The organism is Parendozoicomonas sp. 209JJ7-1, assembly GCF_058147085.1.
In genome coordinates this window covers 64,032-88,643 of sequence record NZ_JBYVJU010000018.1, presented here as the reverse complement: position 1 = coordinate 88,643, position 24,612 = coordinate 64,032, and the positions used below count along the sequence as shown (strand labels likewise).

Below are 24,612 nucleotides of genomic sequence, written 5' to 3'. Positions count from 1 at the left end.
CACTGCTGATATTCCTCAAAGCGTTTTGACTATTTCGACAGTGAATATTGGAAGTGACGAAGGTTCTATTGCAAGAGAAGGTGTAGCAAACGACAGGGTTATTTTTGAGGTTAAGCGTACCGGAAATCTGGTAGGGGATAAGTCATTTAATTTTACCCTGATTGGTTTGGAATCCGGAGATATTCAGGCTACCCAGTACAGCACTGATGGTGGTGCAACATGGCAGAATTTGAATGGCAGTTCTTTGAGTATTCTTTCGGGAAAAAACTCTATGCTGATTTCTGTCACGGCGAAGAGTGATGGTGTTGATGAAAAGCAGGAGATTTTCACCGGTAATATCGCCAGCACAGATTCCAATGTGTCTGTGACCAGAGGAACAGCCCATGCTGCATTTCTTGACACTGGTGTTCCCAAGCCTCCAACTGTTAATCGTCTGAAAACAACTGATGAGACACCCGAAATTACAGGTACTGCGGAACTGGGCAGTAACCAAAAATTAACTGTTACCGTAAACGGCAAGACATATCATCTTGATGATGGGCACTTGACCCATGACAGTACGAATAATACCTGGAAACTTCAAATTCCTGACGAAGACAAGCTCGTTGAAAATACCTATGATGTGGATGCTGTCATTGTTGATCTGTCCCAAACCGGTGTTGGTGGTAATGGTGCGCTGCAGGTAAAAGATATTACCAGTCGTGAATTAATTATTGATCCTACACCAGCCCCACCGGTACTGCATGCTGAGTTTGCCGGTTACCATCGTTTTACTGATTTTCAGATTCTGGACTTAATTAAAACGATTGGTGGCCCAACAGCTAATCACAGCCAGGATATTAATGCTGCCAGCCTGGGTTTTGGAACTGATAATAATAGCAGGACAACAAAAGGGGTCTTAGAGGTTGGTGCAGAAACAGTTTTTGGGGGCTCTGAACCGGATAATATGGTCCTGGAAATAAAGAATGACACTGGAGACAATAACATTTATGCAGATGTTCCTTCATCTAAAGGACAAGTACTTCAGCTGACATTTGACCACTCCACTCGAACGACAGCTTCGTCGGCAAATGATTCTGAGTTAGAGGTATGGGTATTTCATACACTAGCGTCCGGAACAGTCAATTCCAGAAAAGTTGCCACGATAACTGTTCCCAATAGCTTTGATTTGAAAACTCATACGTTCTATATCGCTGCTCAGGGGGATAACACACGTATAGAGTTGCGTGCGTCAAAAGGGGCTCAAACACTTGGGGGAATTATTGATAATTTGCGTGTTAAAACTGTGGGTTATGAAGAAGATTCCCCAATTCCCCTTCACCTCACAGCCCAGGCTACAGGAGCAGGAGCAACACTGACGACTTTGGTGGTTTCCGGAATTCCTGATGGTACAGAGTTGACGGATGGGACTCATAGCTTTGTGGCTAATGCATCTTCAACGAGCGTGGATATAAAAAACTGGGATCTTTCTAAACTGGCAATTAAGCCTTCATCTGGCTTTGTTGGGCAGCAGTCGTTAACTGTTACCGCTACAGAGATTGAAAGTGGTGTGGAATCCAGTTCTGAAATTAACCTTAGATATACTGTTTTTCCCAATATTGATGATGGTGGGCGTCGTGTTGGAGATGCTGGCAATAATAATTTTGGCCCGGAAGATGTGAATAATTCCTTTAATGGGCTGGCGGGCGATGACACCCTGAGAGGAGGAAAAGGGGATGATATTCTCAGTGGCGATCATGGAAATGACAAACTGTTTGGTGATGACGGTGTTGACTTTCTTGACGGTGGACGGGGCAATGATGAGCTGACCGGTGGAGGGGGCTCTGACACCTTCCTGTTTAAAGTGGATGATCTGATTACAAGCGGTACAGCCCAGTTAGATAAAATCAAAGACTTTACCCTGACTGATTCAGGGCCTGGGAAAGATTATATCGATATTTCCAGCTTTGTTGATTTCGGCATTGGGGAAGAGGTTACTCTTTCCCGCTTGGCAGAGCAGGGTATTACTGCTGATTTAACCGGAGGGACAGCTGTTCTCCATCTGGCGAATAGCGATATCAATAACAAAAATGGTTCGCTGGATGTTGAGGTAACCCTCGGTTCAGGAAGCTGGAATGACCAGAACACTGATGCTGTTGTCAATGGTGATGATGTATTGCTTCAGTTGATAAAGAACGGGCAGTTAATTGTCTGAGTGCAGAAGATTTCATACATACGAAATATAAAAAAGGATAAAAATAAGATGTTTTCAAAGATTATAAAGCTCTCAGGGACGGGAATGCTTCTGCTGGCTCCGTTACTCCATGCTGACTCCTTGCAGAATTCTGTTAATGAGACTTTGGCCACCAACCCTGAAATCCTTATCCGCATAACAGAAGCCAGTGCCCGTAAAGATGAAATCCGCCAGGCCCGTGCTGGCTATTTGCCATCAGTAGACCTGCGAGCCGGTATTGGCTACGAAAACAGCCGTAATGCGACCACTCTGGGGGCTTTTCGAGCTGGCAATGCTGATGATAAAGACCAGACCCGTACCCGCCGTGACGCATCCATAGTTGCCCGGCAGATGTTGTTTGATGGTTTCGCTGTTAGCAGTGATGTAGACCGTCAGTTGGCCCGTCAGGCTTCAGCCACCCAGAATGTTTGCTTTGCCGCAGAGAATATCGCCCTGGAAACAACGCAGACTTACATCAATATTCTTCGCCAGCAGGCCATTGTTAAACTTGCAGAGGAAAATGCCACTGAACACGAACGTATAGTGAATTTGATCCGCAAGCAGGGACGTAGTGGTCGCAGTAACGAGGCGGATATTGCCCAAGCAGAAAGCCGTCTGGTTTTGGCCAAGGCTAATGAAATCAGCGCCAAGTCTGTACTGCTGGATGTAAAGACCCAGTACCAGCGCTTGGTAGGTAATCTGCCAAAGTCGTTTGTTATGCCGGATATGCCCGGAAATCTTCCTGCCTCTAATAATGAGGCCATCAATCTGGCGGTGGAGAAGCATCCGGTATTGCGCCTGGCGGCTGAAGATATTAAAGCGGCAGAAGCTCAGTATGAAGCCAGCAAAAGCACTTTTATGCCCAGGTTTGATCTGGAGCTGAGGGCCGACTGGAATTCTGATGCCAACGGTGGCAAAAACGATACTTACACCCATACCGCCAGGGTCAATATGAACTACAACCTCTACCGTGGTGGTGCGGATTCTGCCCGTAAAAGTCAGACCAGCAAACTGGTGAATGAAGCTATGGAAGTACGCAATCGTGCGGCCCGGCAGGTAAAAGAAGAGGTGAATCTGGCATGGGTAGCTGTTGAGTACGGTATGAAGCGTCTGTCACCTTTAAGTGAACATGTTCGTCAGGCCAACCGTTCCCGGGAGCTGTATAACAAGCAGTTTATGATTGGCTCCAGAACCCTGCTTGATTTGCTGGATAGCCAGAATGAATACTTCTCCGCCCGTCAGAGTGAAATCAATGCTGTCCATGACCAGCGTTTTAATGAGTACCGCCTGCTGCAGAGTACTGGCCAGTTGCTGGTGTCCCTTAATGCTGTTCTGCCTGTAGAAAACAGCTGTGGTGTACAGGTTGCCCGTCGAACACCAACAGCAGTATCCCCATGAAAGCAATCACTCGCTCATTTTTTGTCCTGTCGGCATTCTGATAAAGGACAAGGTGTCTCTGGGCTTTGGTGTTTATGCGCTATATGGAGCGGGCAGTGATTATAAGAATGATTATGCTGCGATCAGCCCTCAGTTGATGACAAATGTCGTATAGCTCGTATCCCTGACAGCAACCGTAACTGGCTGGCCCTAGGTAAGTTGGAAGGCTTATCCGGGGTTTTTTTATATCTAAACATGGATTATAGATATTAACTATTAAGATTATAAATTCATTTGATTGGGTTAATTGATAGCCGAAACATAGGATGTAACTGCAAACACAAACAACGCAGTTTAATGAGGAAAACACAATGTCTCTGGTAAATACTGAAATTAAGCCTTTCTCCGCTACAGCTTTCCACAATGGTGATTTTGTTTCTGTCACTGAAGAGAATCTGAAAGGTAAGTGGTCTGTTGTCTTTTTCTACCCTGCGGACTTCACCTTTGTCTGCCCCACGGAGCTGGGTGATCTGGCAGACCATTATGAACAGTTGCAGGCTATGGGAGTAGAAATTTACTCTGTATCTACCGACACCCACTTCACCCACAAAGCCTGGCACGACAGCTCCGATACTATCGGCAAAATCAGGTTTCCGATGATTGGCGATCCCACTGGCGCTATCACTCGCAACTTTGAAGTGATGATTGAAGAGGACGGTCTGGCTTTGCGTGGAACCTTCGTCATGAATCCGGAAGGTGTGATCAAGGTTGTAGAAACCAATGATCTGGGTATTGGCCGTTCCGCCAAGGAGCTGATCCGCAAAATTCAGGCAGCCCAGTATGTAGCTGAGCACGATGGCGAGGTGTGCCCCGCCGCATGGCAGCCCGGTGAAGAGACTCTGGCTCCGTCTCTGGATTTGGTTGGCAAAATATAACCTTCGTTCATTTCATTACCGCTCAGGGTTCCAGTGGAACACCTGAGCGGCTCCCACTCTCTTTTATTGCATGACTGAATGAATTCAGGAGACTGTTATGCTCGACGCAAACCTTAAACAACAACTGTCCACTTACTTCCAGAATATCCACAGCGCAGTTGAAATGGTTGCGTCTGTGGACAGTTCAGTGAAATCCGGTGAATTAAAAGCCCTGGTTAAAGATATTGAGGGTTTGTCGGAACATATTTCTGTCCGTGAGATTAATAATAAAGAGCAGACCTCCAGGCAGCCATCCCTGGCTATTAGCCCAAAGGGAGAAGAACCCAGAGTTCTCTTTGCCGGTCTGCCCATGGGCCATGAGTTTAACTCCCTGATTCTGGCTCTGCTTCAGGCGGGAGGGCATCCTTCCAAACTTGAGCCAGAACAGATTGAGCAGATTAAAAGCCTGAAAGGCCCGCTGAAATTTGAAACCTATATTTCCCTCTCCTGTCAGAACTGCCCGGAGGTAGTACAGGCACTGAACCTGATGGCTGCTTTGAATACGAATATCAGCCATACCATGATTGATGGCGGGCTGTTTCCGAAAGAGGTTGAAGAACGCAAGGTGATGGCAGTTCCCTCTGTTTTTCTGAATGGTGAATCCTTCAGTCAGGGACGTATGACCGTAGCCGACTTTATTCGCAAGCTGGATAAAAATGCCGGCCAGAAAACTGCAGAAACAATTAACAGCAAAGAACGCTTTGATACTTTGATTGTGGGCGCAGGCCCTTCCGGCGCGGCTGCAGCCGTATATTCTGCCCGTAAAGGCATTAGCACAGGTGTGGTCGCTGATCGGTTTGGTGGGCAGGTGTCGGATACCATGGCCATTGAGAACTTTATCTCCGTAAAAGAGACCGAAGGCCCTAAGCTGGTTGCCAGCCTTGAACAGCATGTCCGGGATTATGATGTGGATATTATGTCCGGACAGATGGCCACGACCCTCGTGCCTTCCTCGGAGGTTGGGGGCGATATACAGATTCAGCTGGAAAATGGCGCGACACTGTCCAGTCGGTCTGTGGTTCTGTCGACTGGCGCGCGGTGGAGAGAGATGAATGTGCCTGGTGAGCAGGCGTATCGTGGTAAAGGCGTGGCTTACTGCCCCCACTGTGATGGACCCTTATTTAAAGGTAAGAGGGTTGCAGTGATTGGTGGTGGTAACTCCGGGGTGGAAGCGGCTATTGATCTGGCGGGTATTGTCAGCCATGTCACCCTGCTGGAGTTTGATTCTCAATTGAGAGCGGATGAAGTGCTACAGCGTAAACTGCGCACTTTGGACAATGTGAACGTTATTACCAGAGCGCAAACCACAGAAGTTCTTGGCAACGGGGAAAAGGTAACAGGCCTGCGGATTAAAGACAGAAACACAGATGGTCTGCAGGACATTAACCTTGAAGGTGTGTTTGTTCAGATTGGCCTGGTTCCCAACACCGAGTGGTTGAAAGGTGTCGTTGATTTATCCCCAGGGGGAGAAATTGTTGTCGATGAACGGGGTCAGACCTCTGTACCCGGAGTGTTTGCCGCTGGTGATGTAACCACCGTGCCCTACAAGCAGATTATTATTGCCATGGGCAGTGGTGCCAGCGCGGCTCTGGGGGCTTTTGATTACCTGATTAGAATACCTGAAGCTCAGGCGGCCTAATTTCCCAATTGCTTTCTTCCTGAAACCGGCATGACCAGGGGGGAAACCTCTGATCATGCCGTTTGAATTTTTCTGTTTTATGCGCAAACTTTCTATGCCTGAAGATGGAATTGCCTTTGTAAAGAGATAGACGACTTATGTCAGTAAAGTGTAAAAGAAAGTAAGTTTCATTTACGTTACGTGATATAGTGCATGCGCTCAAAAAACAACCAGAATAAATGAGCCGACTAACTCAATCAGAAGACGAATTCAAACGTAATGAGTGACGCAGATATTGTTTTTCAAAGTTACGGCAGGTGTTGTAAGTCCCCAGTGTTTTTTGAGGACTTTTACCAGAATTTTATGGGGAGTTCTGAAGCTATTCGCGCCATGTTCGTGGAAACTGATATGAGTGCCCAGCATCATTTATTAAGGGCAGGTCTGCTTTGGATGATTATGCGTGCCAGGGGAATGTCTGACAGCAAACTGGTTGATCTGGGCAAGAGCCATAGTCGCACGGGCTACAATATTTTGCCTCAGTGGTATGATCTGTGGCTGGATGCGCTACTCAAAACAGTAAAGGTGCACGACGATAGCTGGACAGGTGAGCTTGAAAGCAAATGGCGCAGTGTACTTATGCCCAGTATTGAGACCATCCGTTCTCGCTATTGAAGCGCAGTGATCTCAAAAGAGCCAGTTGATATGGTCGTCGCCCCAGAGTGGCGACTGGTCACTGGGGGCTGCCGTTGCAGTTGATAGTAATTTCATCGCTGATCAGTACCTTTTTGATATGCCCTGAAATTCCTCTGGTAAACGGTTTTTTGCGCACTTTAGGAAATATCGATCCAGCTTCGCCCGGGGCGGCAGCTTAACCACTGTTTGGTCAGCTGGTCAGTATCCCCCAGCCAGTCCAGGCACCAGTTCAGTCCCGCGCCAATATGTTCCGCGTTCCAGGCCAGCAGGCATTTGGGGTTATAGGAAAGATCAGGCACCTCTCTGGCCACCAGAAGGTTTTCAACCAGCAGATGTTTGCTGAAGTGCGTTGGCACCATACATAGGCCAATTCCCTGGATGGCGCAGTTCAGGGCCTGGCGGAAGCTGGAGACAACCAGTTTGTGGCCATAATGGCTGAGGTCGTCTCCTCCGTGCTGCAGTACCCGTGCTGAGTCTTCAACGGTAATTGTCGTGTAATCGGACAAGTCCTGCAGTCGGATATTTTCACTCTCATTACCGGCCTGTGCCAGAGGGTGGCTGGGTGCCATAACCATATGCCATTTGAGCGGCCCCATATCTTTCCAGCTGAAACCGTTGTTATCCCGTATTTCATCAGGAATGGTGACCGGAGCACCTATTGCCAGCTGACAGCGTTTATGGAGCAGTGCATCCCAGCAACCAATGTACACTTCCGTAGTGATTGTCAGGCGGGTTTCCGGGAAGCGGGCCTGGAACTCCTGTATTAAAGGTTCAATGGCCCCCTGGTTAACAATATTGTCGATAACAATATGAAGTTCAGGTTCAACCCCTGTGGCAATCTGGCAGGTGGTACTGGCCAGATCGTTCAGCTGATCCAGCAGGGGTCGGGCACCTGCGACGAAGTATTCTCCTGCAGGAGTCAGTTTTACCTTGCGGCTGTTACGGAGAAACAGCTGAACGCCGAGTTGCTCTTCAACTTTGCGCACCGTGTAGCTAATGGCGGACGGCACCTTGTGCAAGTGCTTTGCTGCCGTCGTGAAATTCCCGAAGTGGGCAACGGCCTGAATTATCTGTAGGGCTTCGGTCTGGAGCATAGATGAACAGAGGAGTCTCAATAATCAAAAAAAGTGAATGGTCGTGCAAAACAATGCGTTTTTTTTTCTGCGTATAAATATTTAGTATACATCTATCCGCTGCTCAGGGTGGCGGGTGATCTGCCTGGTTTCAGATACAGGATTTGGGTGAATCCTGTAGCATGTGCTGTTAAAGCGGATCAGGCAGGTTGAGCGAGCGATACCTGATATTTGATTGCCCCTGTCATGTTTGCATGCCGGGGGCTTTTTTTATCAGGAAGAAATAAACACAAACTTTCAAGAATAACCCTGTGTAAACAACAAATGATTGATTTGTATCAAAGGCTGTTTGCATTTGTTCATGGACAATGGAACCCCTTTCGTTTCTGGCTAAAAAGCGGGTAATAACTGTTTTTCTTGTGTGTTCTGGTTGAGTTCTGTTCGTCCGGTTGCGCAGGGGTTCTGTCAGGTATCAATAAAGATCCGGAAAGGATTGGGGTGTTAGATGGCGCAAGTCGGTTTTAGTATTTTTGGGATGGCGTGCCTGATTGGTCTGGCCATACTGTTGTCAGATAATCGCAAGGCCATTAACTGGCGTACCGTAGGTGGGGCATTTGCCATTCAGGCGGGTTTGGGGGCTTTTGTTCTTTACATTCCGGCCGGACAGGTGGTATTGGGTGATATTTCCGAAGGTGTACAGATTGTCATCGATTTTGCCGGTGCGGGCATTAACTTCCTGATGGGTCCTCTAAGTAACCCTGGCAGCGCCGGTGGCTTTATCTTTGCCTTCCATGTTCTTCCCATCATTATATTCTTCTCTGCGCTGATCGGTGTTCTTTACTACCTCGGTATTATGCAGTTTGTCGTCAAGATACTGGGCGGAGTGCTGCGCAAGGTTCTGGGAACCAGCCGTGCTGAATCCTTTTCCGCAACTGCCAACATATTTGTTGGCCAGACCGAAGCGCCCCTGGTTGTTAAACCCTTTATCAGGCACATGAGCCAGTCCGAGTTGTTTGCCATTATGGTCGGTGGTCTTGCATCTGTGGCCGGTTCCGTTCTGGCCGGTTATGCAGGTTTGGGTGTTGACCTGAAATACCTGGTAGCCGCCAGCTTTATGGCCGCTCCCGGTGGTCTGCTGATGGCGAAAATCATCAAGCCGGAAATCGGAGAAAATACAGATTTCAAAACCGAGCAGGTGGAAAAACAGACTGATGATAACAAGCCTGCCAACGTTCTGGACGCGGCGGCACAGGGGGCTTCCAGTGGCCTTGGTCTGGCAGCCAACGTAGGTGCTATGCTGCTGGCTTTCGTAGCTCTGATCGCTATGGTGAACGGTATGCTTGGTGGTATCGGCAGCTGGTTCGGTATGGAAAACCTGTCCATGCAAATGATCCTGGGTTATATGTTCGCACCTGTGGCCTTTATTCTGGGAGTTCCTGCATCGGAAGTTCTGCAGGCGGGCAGTCTGATCGGCCAGAAGCTGGTTCTTAACGAGTTCATTGCCTATATCGACTTTGTCAGCATGAAGGAAACTCTTTCTGCTCATACCCAGGCGATTATTACTTTTGCTCTTTGCGGTTTTGCTAACTTGTCGTCTATTGCCATTCTTCTGGGAGGGCTGGGCCAAATGGCTCCAGAGCGTCGCGGGGATATTGCCCGTATGGGTCTTAAGGCTGTACTGGCCGGTTCTCTCTCCAACCTGATGAGCGCCGCCATTGCCGGTCTGTTCCTGGCTCTATAATAGGTAGGTGCCAGATGTCAGTCTGAAGGTGTTGCCAGAGTGCCATACCTTCGGTCTGGCGAATAACGTTTTCTATCGGTGTCGTCCGCTATTACGAGGAAGTGTTATGTCTGATTTTCAATATGGTCCTGATCTTAAATCCAGCAGCAAGCTGGCTTTGCAGCTTATGGACCTTACATCCCTTAACGATGACGATACCCCTGAGAAGATTATTGAACTTTGCAAAAAAGCGACAACGGACGTTGGTCATACTGCGGCCGTTTGTGTATATCCGTCCTTTGTTTCTGTAGCCAGAAAGACTCTGGACGAACTGGGGCTACAGGCAGTAAAAGTCGCGACAGTCACCAATTTCCCCAGCGGTGGCGATGATGTCGCCGTTGCCGTAAAAGAAACCGAAGATGCTGTTGCCAAAGGTGCGGATGAAGTGGATGTGGTGTTCCCCTACCTCGCCCTGATGTCCGGCAACTCCGAGACTGGTCATACCCTGGTGAAAGCCTGTAAAGAAGCCTGTGGTACCAAAGCCATTCTGAAGGTCATTATTGAGAGTGGTGAGCTGAAAGATCCACAACTGATCCGCCAGGCCAGCGATATTTCCATAGAGGCCGGCGCAGATTTTATTAAAACCTCTACCGGTAAGGTGGCGGTGAATGCGACGCCGGAATCCGCACGCATTATGATCACGGCTATCAAGGAAAGCGGCAGGGATGTAGGCTTCAAACCTGCCGGGGGGATTCGTACGGCAGAAGACGCACAGAAGCACCTGGCGATTGCTGCAGAGATTATGGGCAGTGACTGGATTAACCCGTCCCACTACCGGTTTGGTGCCAGCAGCCTGCTGGGCAGTCTGCTGAATGTTCTTGTGCCGGGAACAGGCGAAGTTCAGAGTGGAGGCTATTGATATGTTTCTGCCCCAAGAGGTGATCCGCCAGAAACGCGAAGGCCAGGTACTGTCTGAAGCTGATATCAAAGCTTTTATCCAAGGGGTTACCGACAACTCGGTTTCCGAAGGACAGGTGGGTGCCATGGCTATGGCCATCTGTTTGCGGGGGATGACCATGCCTGAGCTTATAACCATGACCCTGGCCATGCGTGACTCCGGTAGAGTGATGGACTGGCATTCAGAAGGTCTTAATGGACCTGTGGTGGACAAACATTCCACTGGAGGTGTAGGTGATGTTGTCAGTTTAATGCTCGGCCCTATGCTGGCGGCCTGTGGCGGTTATGTTCCTATGCTTTCCGGGCGGGGGCTGGGCCATACCGGTGGTACTCTGGACAAGTTCGACAGTATTCCCGGTTATCGCACCAATATTGACGAAACCCTGTTCAGAAAGGTGGTCAAAGATGTGGGAGTGGCCATTATTGGCCAGACCAGCGAGCTGGCTCCGGCCGACAAGCGTATATATGGTATTCGTGACGTTACCGGAACGGTGGAATGCATAGAGCTGGTGACATCATCTATTCTGGCGAAAAAGCTGGCAGAAGGGCTGGACGCCCTGGTGATGGATGTCAAGGTTGGCAGTGGCGCATTTATGCCTACTTATGAAGGATCTCGGGCATTAGCGGAGAGTATTGTTCATGTGGCAACCGGCGCGGGTGTGCGTACCACTGCACTGCTCACGGATATGAACCAGTGTCTGGCGGATAGCGCCGGTAATGCCGTGGAAGTGGCTGAAGCCGTGCGCTTCCTGACCGGTGAGCACCGTAATAACCGGCTGCTGGAAGTGACGATTTCCCAGGGGGCGGAATTGCTGGTATCAGCCAGCCTTGCGGCTGACCTTGGGGATGCAAGGGCGAAACTCAATGATTGCCTGGGCAGTGGTAAGGCGGCTGAAATTTTCGGACGTATGGTGGCGCAGCTGGGTGGTCCGGATGACTTTGTGGAGCGCTACGATCATTACCTGCCTAAAGCCGATATTGTAAAACCGGTTGTCGCTGACCAGTCGGGTTATATTCATACCATCAAAACCCGTGAACTCGGGTTGGCTGTTATTCAGCTGGGCGGCGGACGTCGTGTGGCGACTGATTCCATAGATTACCGTGTCGGGCTGACCAATGTGCTTGGTCTGGGCAAAGACATTGCTGCCGGTGAGCCATTGGCGATGATTCATGCAGCCTCGGAGTCTGCCTGGGAAGAAGCCGCGGCCATGGTGAAATCTGCCATGACGATCAGCGAAGCGCGGCCTGAAGTGCCACTGGCTGTATATGAGCGGATTGTTGCCTGAGGTATCCCCTGAGGGAAAGGGTTTATCGCAGCGCAGATTTACGGCTGTCCTGATGTTTGAGGAGAACAGGAATGAAACGGGCAATAATTCTGGTGCTGGACTCGTTCGGTATTGGGGCAACCGCAGATGCGGATAAATTTGGTGATACAGGGGCTGATACTTTGGGCCATATCGCTGAAGAGTGCGCAGCTGGCCGTGCGGATGTAGAACGCAGCGGTCCTTTGAAACTGCCAAATCTGGCCAGTATGGGGCTGCTTCATGCGTCCCGTAATTCCACCGGCAGATGGCCGGCGGGAATGCCGGAAGCGCCAGCCACCGCCGGTGCCTGGGGACATGCCAAAGAGCTGTCCAGCGGAAAGGATACTCCCAGCGGACACTGGGAAATGGCTGGTGTTCCGGTGCTGTTTGACTGGGGATACTTCACTGAGCTGGAGAACAGCTTCCCCCAGGAGCTGCTGGACAAGCTGATAGAAGAAGCGGAGTTGCCCGGAGTATTGGGCAAGTGTCATGCATCTGGCACAACCATTATTGCCGAGCTGGGCGAAGAACATATACGCACCGGAAAACCCATTGTCTATACGTCCGGTGACAGTGTATTCCAGATTGCCTGCCATGAAGAAAGTTATGGTCTGGACAACCTTTACAAGTTGTGTGAAATCGCCCGCAGACTTCTTGATGACTACAATATCGGTCGTGTTATAGCCCGTCCTTTCGTGGGCAGTGGACCTGATGATTTTGCCCGTACCGGCAACCGCAGGGATTACTCGGTTCTTCCTCCCGCGCCGACACTGCTGGACAGGCTGAAAGAGAGCGGGGCAGAGGTTGTCAGTGTTGGTAAGATCGCCGATATATTTGCCCACCAGGGTATTACCCGAAAGGTGAAAGCCACAGGCTTTAATGCCCTGTTTGATACCACCCTGGCTGAGCTGGAGCGGGCAGGGGATCGTACCCTGATATTTACTAATTTTGTTGATTTCGACTCAGCCTGGGGGCATCGCCGGGATGTGCCGGGTTATGCCGCCGGGCTGGAAGAGTTTGACCAGCGTCTGCCGGAACTGGTGAAAAATCTGCAGCCGGGTGACCTGCTGGTAATGACAGCGGACCATGGCTGTGACCCGACCTGGCATGGCTCTGATCATACCCGAGAGCATATTCCCCTGATTTTTACCGGTCCCGGCGTGAAAGCCGTAGACCTTGGTGAGCGGGAAACTTTTGCAGACCTCGGGCAGACACTGGCAGACTATTTTGGCGTGTCGACCCTGGAATATGGCGAGAGTGTCCTGAAGGATATTCTTTAAATGACGGGCCAGTCTGGCTCAGTCCCCATTTTTTCTGGAGAATTTTCAATGGCTACCCCCCATATCAACGCACAGGCTGGTGCTTTTGCTGATACGGTGCTGCTTCCCGGTGATCCACTGCGCGCCAAATATATTGCCGAAACCTTTTTCGATTCCTTCGAGGAAGTGACCAATGTGCGTAATATGCTGGGTTTTACCGGCGAGTATAAAGGTAAGCGGATTTCTGTGATGGGGTCGGGGATGGGTATTCCCTCGGCATCTATCTATTACAAGGAACTGATTACCGAGTACGGTGTGAAAAACCTTGTTCGGGTGGGCAGCTGCGGCGCTGTCTCCCAGGATGTGAAGGTTCGTGACGTAGTGATTGGCATGGGTGCCTGCACCGATTCCAAGGTTAATCGCATGCGTTTTAAGGATCATGATTTTGCCGCCATCTGTGATTACAACCTGCTGGAGAAATCTGTTGAAGCAGCCCGCAAGCGCGGCATCTCTGTGCGGGTTGGTAACCTGTTCTCTGCGGATCTGTTCTACAATCCCGATGCTGCCATGTTTGATGTTATGGAAAAATATGGTGTGCTGGGCGTAGAGATGGAAGCGGCTGGCTTGTACGGCGCATGCGCTGAATTTGGTGCCCATGGCCTGGCTATCTGTACTGTCAGTGACCACATACGTACAGGGGAAGCCCTGGATTCCGACGCAAGGCAGCTATCGTTTAATGAAATGATTGAAGTTGCACTGGATGGTGTTCTGGGCGTCTAACGTCTAATAAGCAGTCGGGGCTGTTCTGGCCCTGACTTGTGTATCTTGATTTCCCTCCGGTTTTAATTCTGTCCTCTATTCTTTCGGCATCTTTTATTGTTGGATGTGATGACTCACTATGCCGGGAAGGTTTGACTCCCTTGCTATGGAAACTGTCAGGCAATGGAAAGCCGTTGTCGCCTGTTCAGTGGGAAGTCTTCTGGAGTGGTATGACTTTGTTGTTTTTGGCTATCTGGCTCCGATAATCGCCAAACAGTTTTTCCCTTCCGATAACCACTTTCTGTCACTTCTGCTGACTTACGGAATATTTGCCGCTGGTTTTATTTCCCGTCCTGCTGGAGGACTGTTGTTGGGGCATATAGGTGATCGATATGGCCGCAAACCTGTGCTGTGGGTGTCCGTCATCCTAATGGGGGGCTCAACTGTATTAATTGGGTGCCTGCCTAACTATGCAGTATTGGGCAGTGCTGCCCCCGTATTGCTGGTCTTGTTAAGAATCTTTCAGGGGGCATCCATTGGAGGAGAATTTATAGGTTCCATCACTTATATGGCGGAGCTGGCGACTCCTGAAAACCGGGCTTATATGGCCAGTTGGCCTGAATTTGGATGTTTGTGCGGCTTTATATGTGGCTCTGCTATTGGGGCGCTTCTGACCAAAACCATGGGAGAGAAGAGCATGTACGAATGGGGTTGGCGAATACCTTTCTGGATTGGTGGTGTTATTGCTGTGTTGGGTATTGTTATTCGCCATCACCTGCCTGAAACATCAGCTTTTCTTTCCATAACCCGTTCAAAGCAACTGCCTGTTGTGCGGGCTGTCCGTGAACGCTGGAGGGTCATGGTACATATGACCTTTCTGGTACTGGCCAGTAATATCAGCTCTATCCTGGTCTTGATCTACTTTGTTTCCGCCTATTCCGGGAAGGCATCTATGGAGACAGGGTTTATGGTCAGTGATATCGGACTTGTTATTACATTGATTATGACACCTTTAGGTTGCGCAATTTCCGATAGAATTGGCAGGAAGCCTGTTCTTTATATGGTTTCTCTCGGGTTATTACTGGGCAGCTGGCCGCTCTGGTGGATGATGCATCAGAATGTGCTTGCGATGACCATTTTGGGAATGATCGTATTTTCTGTGCTATTCGGGGTAGGGCTGGCAGTGAGTACAGTTGCTGTTATTGAACTTATGCCAACGGCTATTCGCTGCAGCGGTGTGTCCGTTGGTTATAACCTGTGTCTGGGCATATTTGGCGGAACAACACCGCTGGTATCTGTATACCTTGTGCATCAGAGCGGTGATATTTATGCCCCGGTTTATTACCTTATGATAATGTCGTTTATTTCCCTGCTGGCGGTTTATTATTTATCAGAAACGGCAGGTAAATCCATGCTACAGGATTGATTGACTGTATGAGCAGATAAGTCTGACTTAGCCTTTCAGACCTTTACCTGCCTGGCTCATCTGAATCAGCTCGATCTTGTAGCCATCAGGGTCATTAACAAAGGCGATATGGGTGGTACCACCTTTAACAGGGCCTGGTTTCCGGGAGATATTAGCGCCTGCTTTACGAATAGCTTCACAGGTAGCATAAATATCATCAACGCCGATAGCCAGGTGGCCGAAAGCATTGCCGTGGTCGTAGCTTTCTGTACCCCAGTTATAGGTCAGCTCAATAACAGCTGTGTCGGATTCCTCACCGTAGCCGACAAAGGCCAGGGTGTACTTGTACTCTTCATTGACGGATTTGCGCAGCAGCTTCATACCGAGGATATCGGTGTAGAAGGTGATGGATTTATCAAGGTCACCAACACGAATCATAGTGTGCAGAAATTTCATGGAATCTTCTCTGTAAAATCTGGTGAAAGATGTATTCTATCAATTGCTGATATCTATCGCTTTGACTCAGCACGGGTTTTGCCGGTCACCTGTCTACCATTAACTGTCGCCTGCTTGAGGGAGATAATGTAGTTTTTACCTTTCTCTTTCTGGCGAAGTTGAACCAGAAGGTGATTCCAGTTTTTAGCCAGCCAGACCCAGGTTTCCCGTTTCTTGTTCTCCCGCATACGTTTCAGGCGGATAGTGCTTATGGAACCCAGAGGCGTTTCCAGGGTTTCTTCACCATCCAGTTTGAAGGTGTAGTTGTCCCGTTCATCTTCATCAATGACATGGTAGGTGTAAGTGGTTCTGTCGGGACTCAGATCATACTGAAGCTGTTGCTGGTAACTGATGCGATCAAGGTCGGCGGTCTGCAGAGCCAGGGTCCAGTGTTTATTATTCTTGCTGCTTTCCACTTTTTTTGTGTCCCAGAAGAAAGAGGCACTCAACGTGCGTTTTTTGCCGAAGCCACCTTTTTCCTGCCGGTAATTTAATGGCTGAACCTGGCCATTAATAAAATTAAAGTGGGAACTCTCCGAAAAACTGTAAAACACCATGCTGGCATCAAAAGAGAGGGACCAGCTGTCATCACTGTTTTTTTTAAGTGTCCGTTCCGCTTCGCCACTGACCGGAATACCACCCATTTCAGCGGTATAAACCGCTTTATAGGGTTCCAGCCCAGGTTCTTTGGACAAGGAAGTAGCAGGCACTGATACCAACCCCAGAGATAAACCGGTCAGTAGCAGGCTGCGGGCGGAAAAGTGGTGAATGTCTGCTGTCATTGGTGTCCCGTATATTGCCTTATTGCCGCGTCTGGTTTGTATAGGAGTCAGGGTGTGGAGAGGCTGGTGTGCTGGAATCCCCCTGCAGGCAGTGGCAGGTTATCCAGCAGGGTGGTGTTGTCATCCAGCCTGAGCCTGCCGCTGGCGAACCAGCCGACAGCAACAGGATAGATGATATGTTCCAGCAACTGAATGCGCTGGCTCAAGCTATCTTCTGTATCGCTGCCTCTTACAGGGGTTCGGGCCTGAATAATTCCCGGTCCACCATCCAGTTCGGCGGTGACAAAATGAACAGTAGCCCCGTGTTCCCTGTCTCCGGCTTCCAATGCCCGGCGATGGGTGTGCAGACCCTTATGTTTTGGAAGAAGGGAAGGATGGATATTCATTAACCGGCCAGTGTAATGGCGGGTGAACTCTATCGTAAGAATGCGCATAAAACCTGCCAGAACCAGCAGGTCGGGTGAGTAGCTGTCTATCTGTTCCCGCAGGGCTTGGTCGAAGCTTTCGCGGCTGTTGAAGCCGGTATGGTCCAGCACCAGGGCGGGAATGCCCGCGGTCTCGGCCCGTTCCAGCCCGTGTACGCCGGGTTTGTTGCTGATAACAGCAATAATCCGGGTATTTGTATCAGCCTGGTGGTCTATCAGGGCCTGCAGGTTACTGCCGTGTCCGGAGATCAGAACAACTATCCGGGCCTGCTGTGAAGGCGCAGAAACTTCAGTTGTTGATTCCCGGAGTTTTGATTTCAAAGGCATTTACAGCCCTGCCAGCTCGACCAGTTCCTGGCCTTCAGAGGCTTCGACGATATGGCCGATTTCCCAGGCGGTTTCACCGGCTTCGGCCAGAGTGGCGATAGCCTGTTCTTTCAGTCCAGCGGGAACAGCAACAACCAGACCGACACCACAGTTCAGGGTGCGGTACATTTCGGTCTGCTCAACATTGCCGCCTTTCTGCAGCCACTTGAACAGAGCGGGCATTTCCCAGCTCTGGGTGTCGATCACCGCGCGGGTGCCTTCCGGCAGAACCCGGGGAATATTTTCCAGCAGTCCGCCACCGGTAATATGGCTGATGGCGTTTACCATACCCTTGCTGCTCAGGTTCAGCATGGGCTTCACATAGATGCGGGTGGGTTCCAGCAGCAGGTCTGCCAGGGGCTTGCCGTCTAATTCGGTGTCCAGAGATGTTTCGTTGACTTCCAGAATCTTTCGAATCAGGGAGTAACCGTTGGAGTGAGCGCCACTGGAGGCCAGACCGATCAGGGCGTCGCCAGCCTTGACCTTGCTGCCGTCGATCAGTTCGTCCTTTTCGGCAACACCGACGCAGAAACCGGCCAGATCATAATCTTCGCCCTGGTACATGCCAGGCATTTCTGCGGTTTCACCGCCCACCAGTGCGCAGCCGGACAATTCGCAGCCTTTGCCGATGCCTTCGACAACGCTGGCGGCTACATCTACGTTCAGATGGCCGGTGGCGTAGTAATCCAGGAAGAACAGGGGTTCGGCACCGCAGACGATCAGGTCGTTCACGCACATGGCCACCAGGTCGATGCCGATGGTGTCGTGGCGGTTCAGGTCCATGGCCAGTTTCAGCTTGGTGCCTACGCCGTCTGTGCCGGATACCAGCACCGGCTTCTTGTAACCTTCAGGAATTTCGCAAAGGGCACCGAAACCGCCAAGGCCGGCCATCACTTCCGGACGGCGGGTACGTCTGGCAACATGTTTGATTCGGTCAACAAGAGCGTTTCCGGCATCAATATCGACGCCTGCGTCACGATAGCTGAGAGATACGTTATTTTGCGGGCTATCAGGTGTATCAGTCATGCCAGGGTTTGACTCATGAAAATAGGATGAAGTTTGGGTGAGGAGCTGGTGCGGATTGTATCAGCCTCTCAGGTTTACGGCTATTGCTTGTAGGGCCCGTTGATGCGCAGAATATGCTCCCTGTTTCAAAGCGTGAATGTGGCGGCATTTTCCCGTTGAATTTGTGGCACAATGGTTTTTTTCAAGTCATTTTTCATTTCTGTGTTTAATAAAGGACGGCTGACAGGCGCAATGAAGATGTTTTTCTGCCGGGTTCGACGCGGCCAGTTTTTTGGAATCATGTGTGCGGTGCTGGGTCTGGGACTGATGTTACCGCTGCAGGCCCAGGTCGCTACCGGGGAACTCTACAAAGCACTGGTGCCTGTCACTGACCAGGGGCCGGGTGCCCGACAGGCAGGCTTTCAGCGGGGTCTGGAAATTGTCCTGAAACGGCTGACCGGGCGCTCGGATCTGATGACATTATCGGAGCTGTCCAGTGCCAGGAAGCATGTGAAGAACCTGGTCAGCCAGTTTAATTACCGTGAGCAGCCGGAAGCGGACCGGACAAACCCGGAGCAAAAGTATCAGCTGGAGGTGAGTTTTAATGAGTCCGCCCTGAATAATTTACTGCGGGATAACGGCCTGGCCATCTGGGGCGGTGACCGTCCCGCTGTGCTGGTGTGGCTGGCGAGCGAAGAGAATGGACGGCGTGAGTTTGTCCCCGGTAATTCACCGCTTCCTGTTCGTGAGGGTATAAATAAAGCTGCAAAAGAATGGGCCGTACCGATTCTTTATCCTCTGCTTGATTTTGAAGATGGCGGTGCGCTGGCCATGCCGGAGCTGTGGGGAATGTTTGCCGATCCGATTCAGAATGCCTCCCGGCGTTATGGCGTCAATGCCATTCTGGCAGTGCGGGTCTGGCCCGCAGGAACTGAAGGTGTGGTTAATGGCCGGGCTCTGTTCCTGTTCCAGAGACAGGTTACCAGTTTTGATTTTCAGGAGACATCTGTGGAAAACCTGTCTAAACAGTTGGTAGCTCAGGTAGCCAGGCAGATGGCAACGTTTTACGCGGTGGCTCCGGAGGGTTCACCGGAGCGTCCTGTAAGAATCCAGGTGGATAAAATCTCCAGTACCCGAGCCTACGCAGATCTGGTGCGCTATATAGAAAGCCTGACTGCGGTTCGCAGTGTGGTGCCCTTAAGAGTGAAGTCAGGCAAGGTATTGCTGGAAGTGGTTATAGATGGTTCGGTCACACAGCTTGACGCGGCCATTGCCCTTGGGCGACGTTTGACACCTGTATCGGCATTACCTGCAGACTCCTGGCAGGAAACCCCGGCGGAGTGGCTTTCTGATCTTCAATATAACTGGCAATTGTAAATCAAGAGAGTGATAGATGACGGATAATCTGGAAACAGCGACTGATTCAGGTAATAACCCTGAGGCCATAACCCTTACCCAGAAAGGTTTTCTACTGGGTATAGTGGTTGTGGCGGGTATTTTTATTTATCTGCTGGGGCCGATCCTGTCGCCATTTCTGGTGGCGATAATTCTGGCCTATCTGGGAGATCCTATTGTTGACCGGATGGAGAACCTGGGGCTTGGTCGAACCCTGGGGGTGACGATTGTTTTTACCATTGTTGTGTTGATAGTAAGTATTATTCTTCTGGTGCTGATTCCCGGTGCAGTGAAGCAGATTCAATATGCTATAGCTCTGCTTCCCGAACTGGGGCACTGGTTGCAGGTAACTGTTGTACCCTGGGTATCCCAGTACCTGGATATTCATCCTGAGTTGTTTAATCTGAAGGACTTAAGTACCCGCTTGTCCAGTGAGTGGCAGCAGACCGACAGTGTTCTTAAGCAGTTTGGGGGTATGATTGGCGGTTCCACAAAAACAATTGTCGCCTTTTTAATCAATCTGTTCCTGGTGCCTGTGGTGACGTTTTACCTGCTGCGGGACTGGGACCGCATGATGTGCAATATTAACCAGCTGATTCCCCGCAATATTGCTCCAACGGCCACCTTGCTGGCGAAAGAGTGTGATGAAGTGCTGGCGGCTTTCTTAAAAGGCCAGTTACTGGTGATGCTGCTGCTGGGGTTGACCTATGGTCTGGGCTTGTGGATGGTGGGCCTGCAATTTGCCCTTCTGGTGGGTTTGATTGCCGGACTGGCCAGTATCGTACCGTATCTGGGTTTTATTGTTGGTATCGGTGTGGCGCTGGTGATGGCCTTTTTCCAGTTTGACAGTTTTTGGCAGATTGGCGCTGTGGTCGGGGTCTTTCTGGTAGGGCAGGCCCTGGAGAGCATGGTATTCACGCCTCTGCTGGTGGGAGACAAAATCGGCCTGCACCCGGTAGCGGTGATTTTCGCTATTATGGCGGGCGGGCAGCTGTTCGGATTTGCCGGCATTCTCCTGGCCCTGCCCGTTGCGGCTGTGATTATGGTGTTACTGGTACATCTTCATGGCAACTATAAGGGCAGTCGCCTGTATCATGCCAGCGGGGAGTCGTGATATGGTAATAACCTGCCTGAACCGTCGATTCATAGCGGATACATGAGTCAGCCGTTGCAATTACCGCTAAGTGTGCAATTAAGGGATGATGCGAATTTCGCGAATTACTATCCCGGTCCGAATGAGCCTCTGGTGAATTTACTGGATGTGGAACGGTGCGCCGATGGAATTCCCCTCGAGTCCTTTATCTACTTGTATGGAACCTCCGGAGTCGGCTGCAGCCATCTACTGCAGGCCGCCTGCCACCAGGCTGACCGTCAGGGTCATCGCTCGGTCTATTTTCCTATGGATGAAATGGTCGAGTACTCCCCGAGAATCCTTGAAGGCTTCGATGCCCTCGATCTGGTCTGTCTCGATAATATTGAGGCCATCGGTGGAAACCGAATGTGGGAAGAAGCGATTTTCAGCCTGTTCAATGAGTTGAGGGAAACGGGCAAACGCCTGCTGGTGGCCGCATCCTGTCCGCCCCGGCAGCTGCCGATTCAACTTCCTGATCTGGTGTCCCGTCTGTCCTGGGGGCTGGTGTTCCAGGTTCAGCCCCTTTCTGACCATGACAAGCTGATTGCCCTGCGCTTCCGTGCTCATTTAAGGGGGCTTGATCTTTCAGAGGATCTGGCCCGGTTTATACTCAACCGGAGTCCTCGCAATATGCAGAGTCTGTTTGATGTTTTAAGCAGGCTGGACGGTGCAAGTCTGCGGGCCAAGCGCAAATTGAGTATTCCTTTCGTCAAAGAAGTGATGGGCTGGTAGCCCCTTTGTAGCTCTTGGTTGTCGGGAATATGCCGTAAAGAATAAGAAAAACTCACCGAGCTTCCCACTTTGCGGCCTGTTGCGCTGCCTTTTTCTGCTTTTCCCTGTTTTCTATCCAAGGCTATCTAAGGTAAGTGATAAGGACTATCTCTGGCCGAGATATGTGGTTGTCCTGTATTCCGGCCCAGCCGCTGAATAGCATGACTTCCCGCCGCCCAAGATACCCTTGCGAAACCTGACCGTGGTCTGACCGACAGATGGCCGTACTGCCCATCTCGCACAGGCGGACAGAACGGCTTCTATGGTCGGGTTGCCGGGAGAACTTCCCGGATTATACAGATCATGGCAAAGACACAAGGAGGTAAGTCATGGAAGGTGGAAAGGGACCAGCAGGTACACTGGAAAGAGCCTTTGGTATTCTGGGATCAGGAGGAGCAGCCTTTGGCCGCTTTTGTGATAAGGGTGTCTCCAAGGTTTTTGGCAACCGTTCAGTTCATGCGGAACAGTCTGAGACTTCGTTGAGCAGGTCTGCGTATGACGGTGTAGATGTACACAATATGAATATACCGGCAGAGCTTATAAAAAACCTGATTAAAGAGCGTGAAGTTCGTGGTGACTTTACCAAGGCGCAAGCGCAGGAATTAACCGGTTTTGTTGAGGACGCAGCTGCTAAAGAAAATGCGGATGCGGAGAAGCCGGTTGAGCTTGAGGAAACGTCGTTTATGGCTCCGGATGCTCCTCCTGTTGAGAGTCTGGGTTTGCCCCATGGTCCTTATCTGAAAGAGGCCAAGCCGGTTCCGACTATGGATGACGTGATGGCAGAAGTCAGGGAGAGAGGCAATTTTAAACAACATCTGGCTGATTTCTTTACTGGTCGCAAAAGCCAGCAGCTGAAAGCTCTTAACAGGCTGGATGCGCAGCTGCTTCAGAAGTTAGAACGCAGCATCTGGGAAGCTCAAAATATTCCTTTGCCTCCTGAGTCCGGTGGTCCGGCTATAAAGAATGGCCCTTACCCTGAACCTAAGCAGGAGCAGGACGGTGTTTCATTCCAGCGTCTGATTGAAGAGAGAAATGGTCTTGCCTCGAAGTCTGCTTATGAAGCAAAAGATAAGAAGGCGAGGGAACAGGAAGTTCTTGAGAGAAAGCAAAAGCAGATGCATGACCTGACACGTCATGATGAAAAGCGGGCAGGTCACGGTTATACCCATGAGTATGACGGTGAATCAGGTCAGGCTCTGGAGCAGGTTCTGCGTGATCAGCGCAATGTTAAGGTAGACCTGTACGACAACCGGCCTAAGCCTTCTGAAAGTCTCCAGGAGCAGATCCGTGCCAGGGGAGCAGAGCGCGGTAATAGAGAGGAAGCTGTAAAGGCTCTGGATGAGCAGAGACAGGAGCTGTTCAAGAAAAGCTGGTATGGCGAAGGCGCTGCTATTTCCAGGGCGTATGAGGTCTTAGGACAGAAACAGGATCAGTTTGTCAGTAAGAAGAGCAAATTGAAGGTTGTGGATGAAGCGGCAGGGAAAGTGAACTCTTTCTTTAACCGCATCCGTAAAGCCAGTACGGTTGTTTATTTCGCAACCGGTCTGGCGTTATTACACGGCCTTTGTGCCCTGGTCATAAAGAGCCTGAGAAGCCGGGCTGTCAGCAAGGTCAATACTGCTGCAAATAATATGTTGCTGGCAAGAAACCAGGCTATTGCCCTGGACCCTTCTCTCAGAGAAACGCATATTGAACAAAACAGAGAAAAAGCTTCCAGAGGGGAGAAAATCCCAGTCTATCGACAAAGTCAGGATGGTTCTGGTGTAACCAGGATGGAAGTGAATCCGATTGAAAAGAAAGCCGGTCAGCGCAGACCCGTGAAGGAAGGCAGTCAAAAAGATGTGCAGGCTGCTGATGTTGTTTTGCCAAAAGAGCTGGACAACTTGAGTACGGGCATGAAAAAGCGTGCCAAAGCCATTCTTCGTCAACTGGGAGATAGTGGTATAACAGCCCAGAAGGACGCTTCTCTCTGGCAGCAAATGATTGGCCTCTTTAAAGGCAACCAGACAGCTGTACAGGCTTTTTATAATGCCATTGATGAACAGAGGCAGGAAGCCGGAACAGTTTCCAATACATTTGTGAAAAACCTTCTGGCAGATCTCCAGGCGCAATATGGTGACCAGCGAACAGATGGGGAAAAACGCCGGGATGCTGTAAAAGAGAGGTTGCAGAAGAAATTCCAGCAGGCTCATCAGAAATCAATGACTGGCTCTGTGCTACAGACAGCTACTGACGCCTATAACTGGCTGACTGATGCCCGGGGGAAAGCCCACAGTGCAGAAGCTCGAGCTGAAGCCAATCGCCAGGGCGAAGAGCTGCTTCGCGTGATGAATCCCAATGGGAATAAGAAAGTCCGAAAGGAACTGGTTCAATGGCTGAAGCAGACTGATCCTGGCTTTACTCCAACGAATAATAAAAAGTCTAAGTCCAAGAAGGCTGCTTCCAGAACCGATGTCTTCAGGGAAAAAGAAGCTCGAAAGGAGGTTGAAGAGGATATGAGGAAGACTGGCCTTCTGGATGCTGTTGAAGCACGGCCAGATCAGAAGCCCAAAGCTGCTGAAAGGAAAAAAGAGCAGCTGGAAATACAACAGGCCGAGCAGGCCAGGGTCGAAGCTGAAGAGGCTGCCAGGCTCGCTGAGGAGAAAGATGCTGAGCTGAAAGCTGCGCAGGACGCTGAAGCTGCTCTTCAAGCTCATCAGGAGCAGAACGCACTTTTAGCTGAAGCCGGAAAAGATGACCTGGACATGAAAGCAGGCAAAGTCGTTGAAGGTCCTGAGCGTGACGCGACTGAAGAAGAACGTAAAGAAATTGAAGGTGGCGGATGGGAAGAGGCTAAGCCCAGGCACAGGAGAAGATAACTCTACATCTTCTTAAAATAACCTCCTTGATT

The 24,612-nt window shown here is 50.3% G+C and carries 21 protein-coding genes; 15 read left to right on the top strand and 6 right to left on the bottom strand.

What is annotated here, in order from left to right; all coding sequences use genetic code 11:
* The 5 genes from ACY2RQ_RS16700 to ACY2RQ_RS16680 all read left to right on the top strand — a co-directional run.
* A partial coding sequence (locus ACY2RQ_RS16700) for a calcium-binding protein (RefSeq protein ID WP_490114132.1) occupies positions 1-2,194 on the top strand: 2,194 nt, incomplete at its 5' end.
* Positions 2,195-2,278: 84 nt separating this feature from the next.
* Positions 2,279-3,610, top strand: a complete 1,332-nt coding sequence (locus ACY2RQ_RS16695; RefSeq protein WP_490114131.1) for a TolC family outer membrane protein — start codon at positions 2,279-2,281, stop codon at positions 3,608-3,610.
* A gap of 350 nt (positions 3,611-3,960) precedes the next feature.
* Positions 3,961-4,524 (top strand): alkyl hydroperoxide reductase subunit C, encoded by a 564-nt coding sequence (ahpC, locus tag ACY2RQ_RS16690; protein WP_490114130.1) that lies wholly within the window; start codon positions 3,961-3,963, stop codon positions 4,522-4,524.
* 97 nt (positions 4,525-4,621) lie between these two features.
* A complete protein-coding gene (ahpF, locus tag ACY2RQ_RS16685) occupies positions 4,622-6,202 on the top strand; it encodes an alkyl hydroperoxide reductase subunit F (protein ID WP_490114129.1) in 1,581 nt (526 codons plus the stop codon).
* A 342-nt stretch (positions 6,203-6,544) separates the two neighbouring features.
* A complete protein-coding gene (locus ACY2RQ_RS16680; RefSeq protein WP_490114128.1) occupies positions 6,545-6,853 on the top strand; it encodes a globin family protein in 309 nt (102 codons plus the stop codon).
* A 158-nt stretch (positions 6,854-7,011) separates the two neighbouring features.
* Here the strand turns inward: ACY2RQ_RS16680 and ACY2RQ_RS16675 are convergent, their stop codons facing one another.
* The gene (locus tag ACY2RQ_RS16675; RefSeq protein ID WP_490114127.1) at positions 7,012-7,968 is read right to left on the bottom strand and encodes a LysR substrate-binding domain-containing protein; all 957 of its coding nucleotides are present in this window, start codon (positions 7,966-7,968) and stop codon (positions 7,012-7,014) included.
* A gap of 484 nt (positions 7,969-8,452) precedes the next feature.
* Between ACY2RQ_RS16675 and ACY2RQ_RS16670 the strand changes: the two genes are divergently transcribed.
* From ACY2RQ_RS16670 to ACY2RQ_RS16645, 6 genes are all read left to right on the top strand, one after another.
* Positions 8,453-9,688: a NupC/NupG family nucleoside CNT transporter gene (locus tag ACY2RQ_RS16670; protein WP_490114126.1), complete on the top strand. Its 1,236-nt coding sequence runs from the start codon at positions 8,453-8,455 to the stop codon at positions 9,686-9,688.
* A gap of 106 nt (positions 9,689-9,794) precedes the next feature.
* The gene (gene deoC, locus ACY2RQ_RS16665; RefSeq protein WP_490114125.1) at positions 9,795-10,586 is read left to right on the top strand and encodes a deoxyribose-phosphate aldolase; all 792 of its coding nucleotides are present in this window, start codon (positions 9,795-9,797) and stop codon (positions 10,584-10,586) included.
* A gap of 1 nt (position 10,587) precedes the next feature.
* Positions 10,588-11,910 (top strand): thymidine phosphorylase, encoded by a 1,323-nt coding sequence (gene deoA / locus ACY2RQ_RS16660; protein WP_490114124.1) that lies wholly within the window; start codon positions 10,588-10,590, stop codon positions 11,908-11,910.
* Between the two features lie 71 nt (positions 11,911-11,981).
* Positions 11,982-13,208 (top strand): phosphopentomutase, encoded by a 1,227-nt coding sequence (locus tag ACY2RQ_RS16655; protein WP_490114123.1) that lies wholly within the window; start codon positions 11,982-11,984, stop codon positions 13,206-13,208.
* A gap of 48 nt (positions 13,209-13,256) precedes the next feature.
* Positions 13,257-13,967: a purine-nucleoside phosphorylase gene (gene deoD, locus ACY2RQ_RS16650; protein WP_490114122.1), complete on the top strand. Its 711-nt coding sequence runs from the start codon at positions 13,257-13,259 to the stop codon at positions 13,965-13,967.
* 118 nt (positions 13,968-14,085) lie between these two features.
* Complete coding sequence (locus tag ACY2RQ_RS16645; protein WP_490114121.1) at positions 14,086-15,372, top strand: MFS transporter; 1,287 nt, start codon at positions 14,086-14,088, stop codon at positions 15,370-15,372.
* 27 nt (positions 15,373-15,399) lie between these two features.
* Here the strand turns inward: ACY2RQ_RS16645 and gloA are convergent, their stop codons facing one another.
* From gloA to ACY2RQ_RS16620, 5 genes are all read right to left on the bottom strand, one after another.
* A complete protein-coding gene (gene gloA, locus ACY2RQ_RS16640) occupies positions 15,400-15,807 on the bottom strand; it encodes a lactoylglutathione lyase (protein WP_490114120.1) in 408 nt (135 codons plus the stop codon).
* Between the two features lie 53 nt (positions 15,808-15,860).
* A complete protein-coding gene (locus ACY2RQ_RS16635) occupies positions 15,861-16,628 on the bottom strand; it encodes a DUF3108 domain-containing protein (protein WP_490114119.1) in 768 nt (255 codons plus the stop codon).
* 47 nt (positions 16,629-16,675) lie between these two features.
* The gene (purN, locus tag ACY2RQ_RS16630; RefSeq protein WP_490114118.1) at positions 16,676-17,380 is read right to left on the bottom strand and encodes a phosphoribosylglycinamide formyltransferase; all 705 of its coding nucleotides are present in this window, start codon (positions 17,378-17,380) and stop codon (positions 16,676-16,678) included.
* A complete protein-coding gene (gene purM, locus ACY2RQ_RS16625; protein ID WP_490114117.1) occupies positions 17,381-18,445 on the bottom strand; it encodes a phosphoribosylformylglycinamidine cyclo-ligase in 1,065 nt (354 codons plus the stop codon).
* A 125-nt stretch (positions 18,446-18,570) separates the two neighbouring features.
* Positions 18,571-18,726 carry a hypothetical protein gene (locus ACY2RQ_RS16620; protein WP_490114116.1) on the bottom strand — a complete coding sequence of 52 codons (156 nt, stop codon included), beginning with the start codon at positions 18,724-18,726 and terminating at the stop codon, positions 18,571-18,573.
* A 25-nt stretch (positions 18,727-18,751) separates the two neighbouring features.
* Between ACY2RQ_RS16620 and ACY2RQ_RS16615 the strand changes: the two genes are divergently transcribed.
* The 4 genes from ACY2RQ_RS16615 to ACY2RQ_RS16600 all read left to right on the top strand — a co-directional run bounded on the left by ACY2RQ_RS16615 (position 18,752) and on the right by ACY2RQ_RS16600 (position 24,580).
* Positions 18,752-19,801: a DUF2066 domain-containing protein gene (locus ACY2RQ_RS16615; protein WP_490114115.1), complete on the top strand. Its 1,050-nt coding sequence runs from the start codon at positions 18,752-18,754 to the stop codon at positions 19,799-19,801.
* A gap of 16 nt (positions 19,802-19,817) precedes the next feature.
* Entirely contained in the window at positions 19,818-20,933 is a 1,116-nt protein-coding gene (locus ACY2RQ_RS16610) for an AI-2E family transporter (protein WP_490114114.1), read from the top strand.
* Positions 20,934-20,975: 42 nt separating this feature from the next.
* On the top strand, positions 20,976-21,683 hold the full coding sequence (gene hda / locus ACY2RQ_RS16605; protein ID WP_490114113.1) for a DnaA inactivator Hda: 708 nt from the start codon (positions 20,976-20,978) through the stop codon (positions 21,681-21,683).
* Positions 21,684-22,051: 368 nt separating this feature from the next.
* The gene (locus ACY2RQ_RS16600) at positions 22,052-24,580 is read left to right on the top strand and encodes a hypothetical protein (protein WP_490114112.1); all 2,529 of its coding nucleotides are present in this window, start codon (positions 22,052-22,054) and stop codon (positions 24,578-24,580) included.
* The last annotated feature ends 32 nt before the right edge of the window (positions 24,581-24,612 follow it).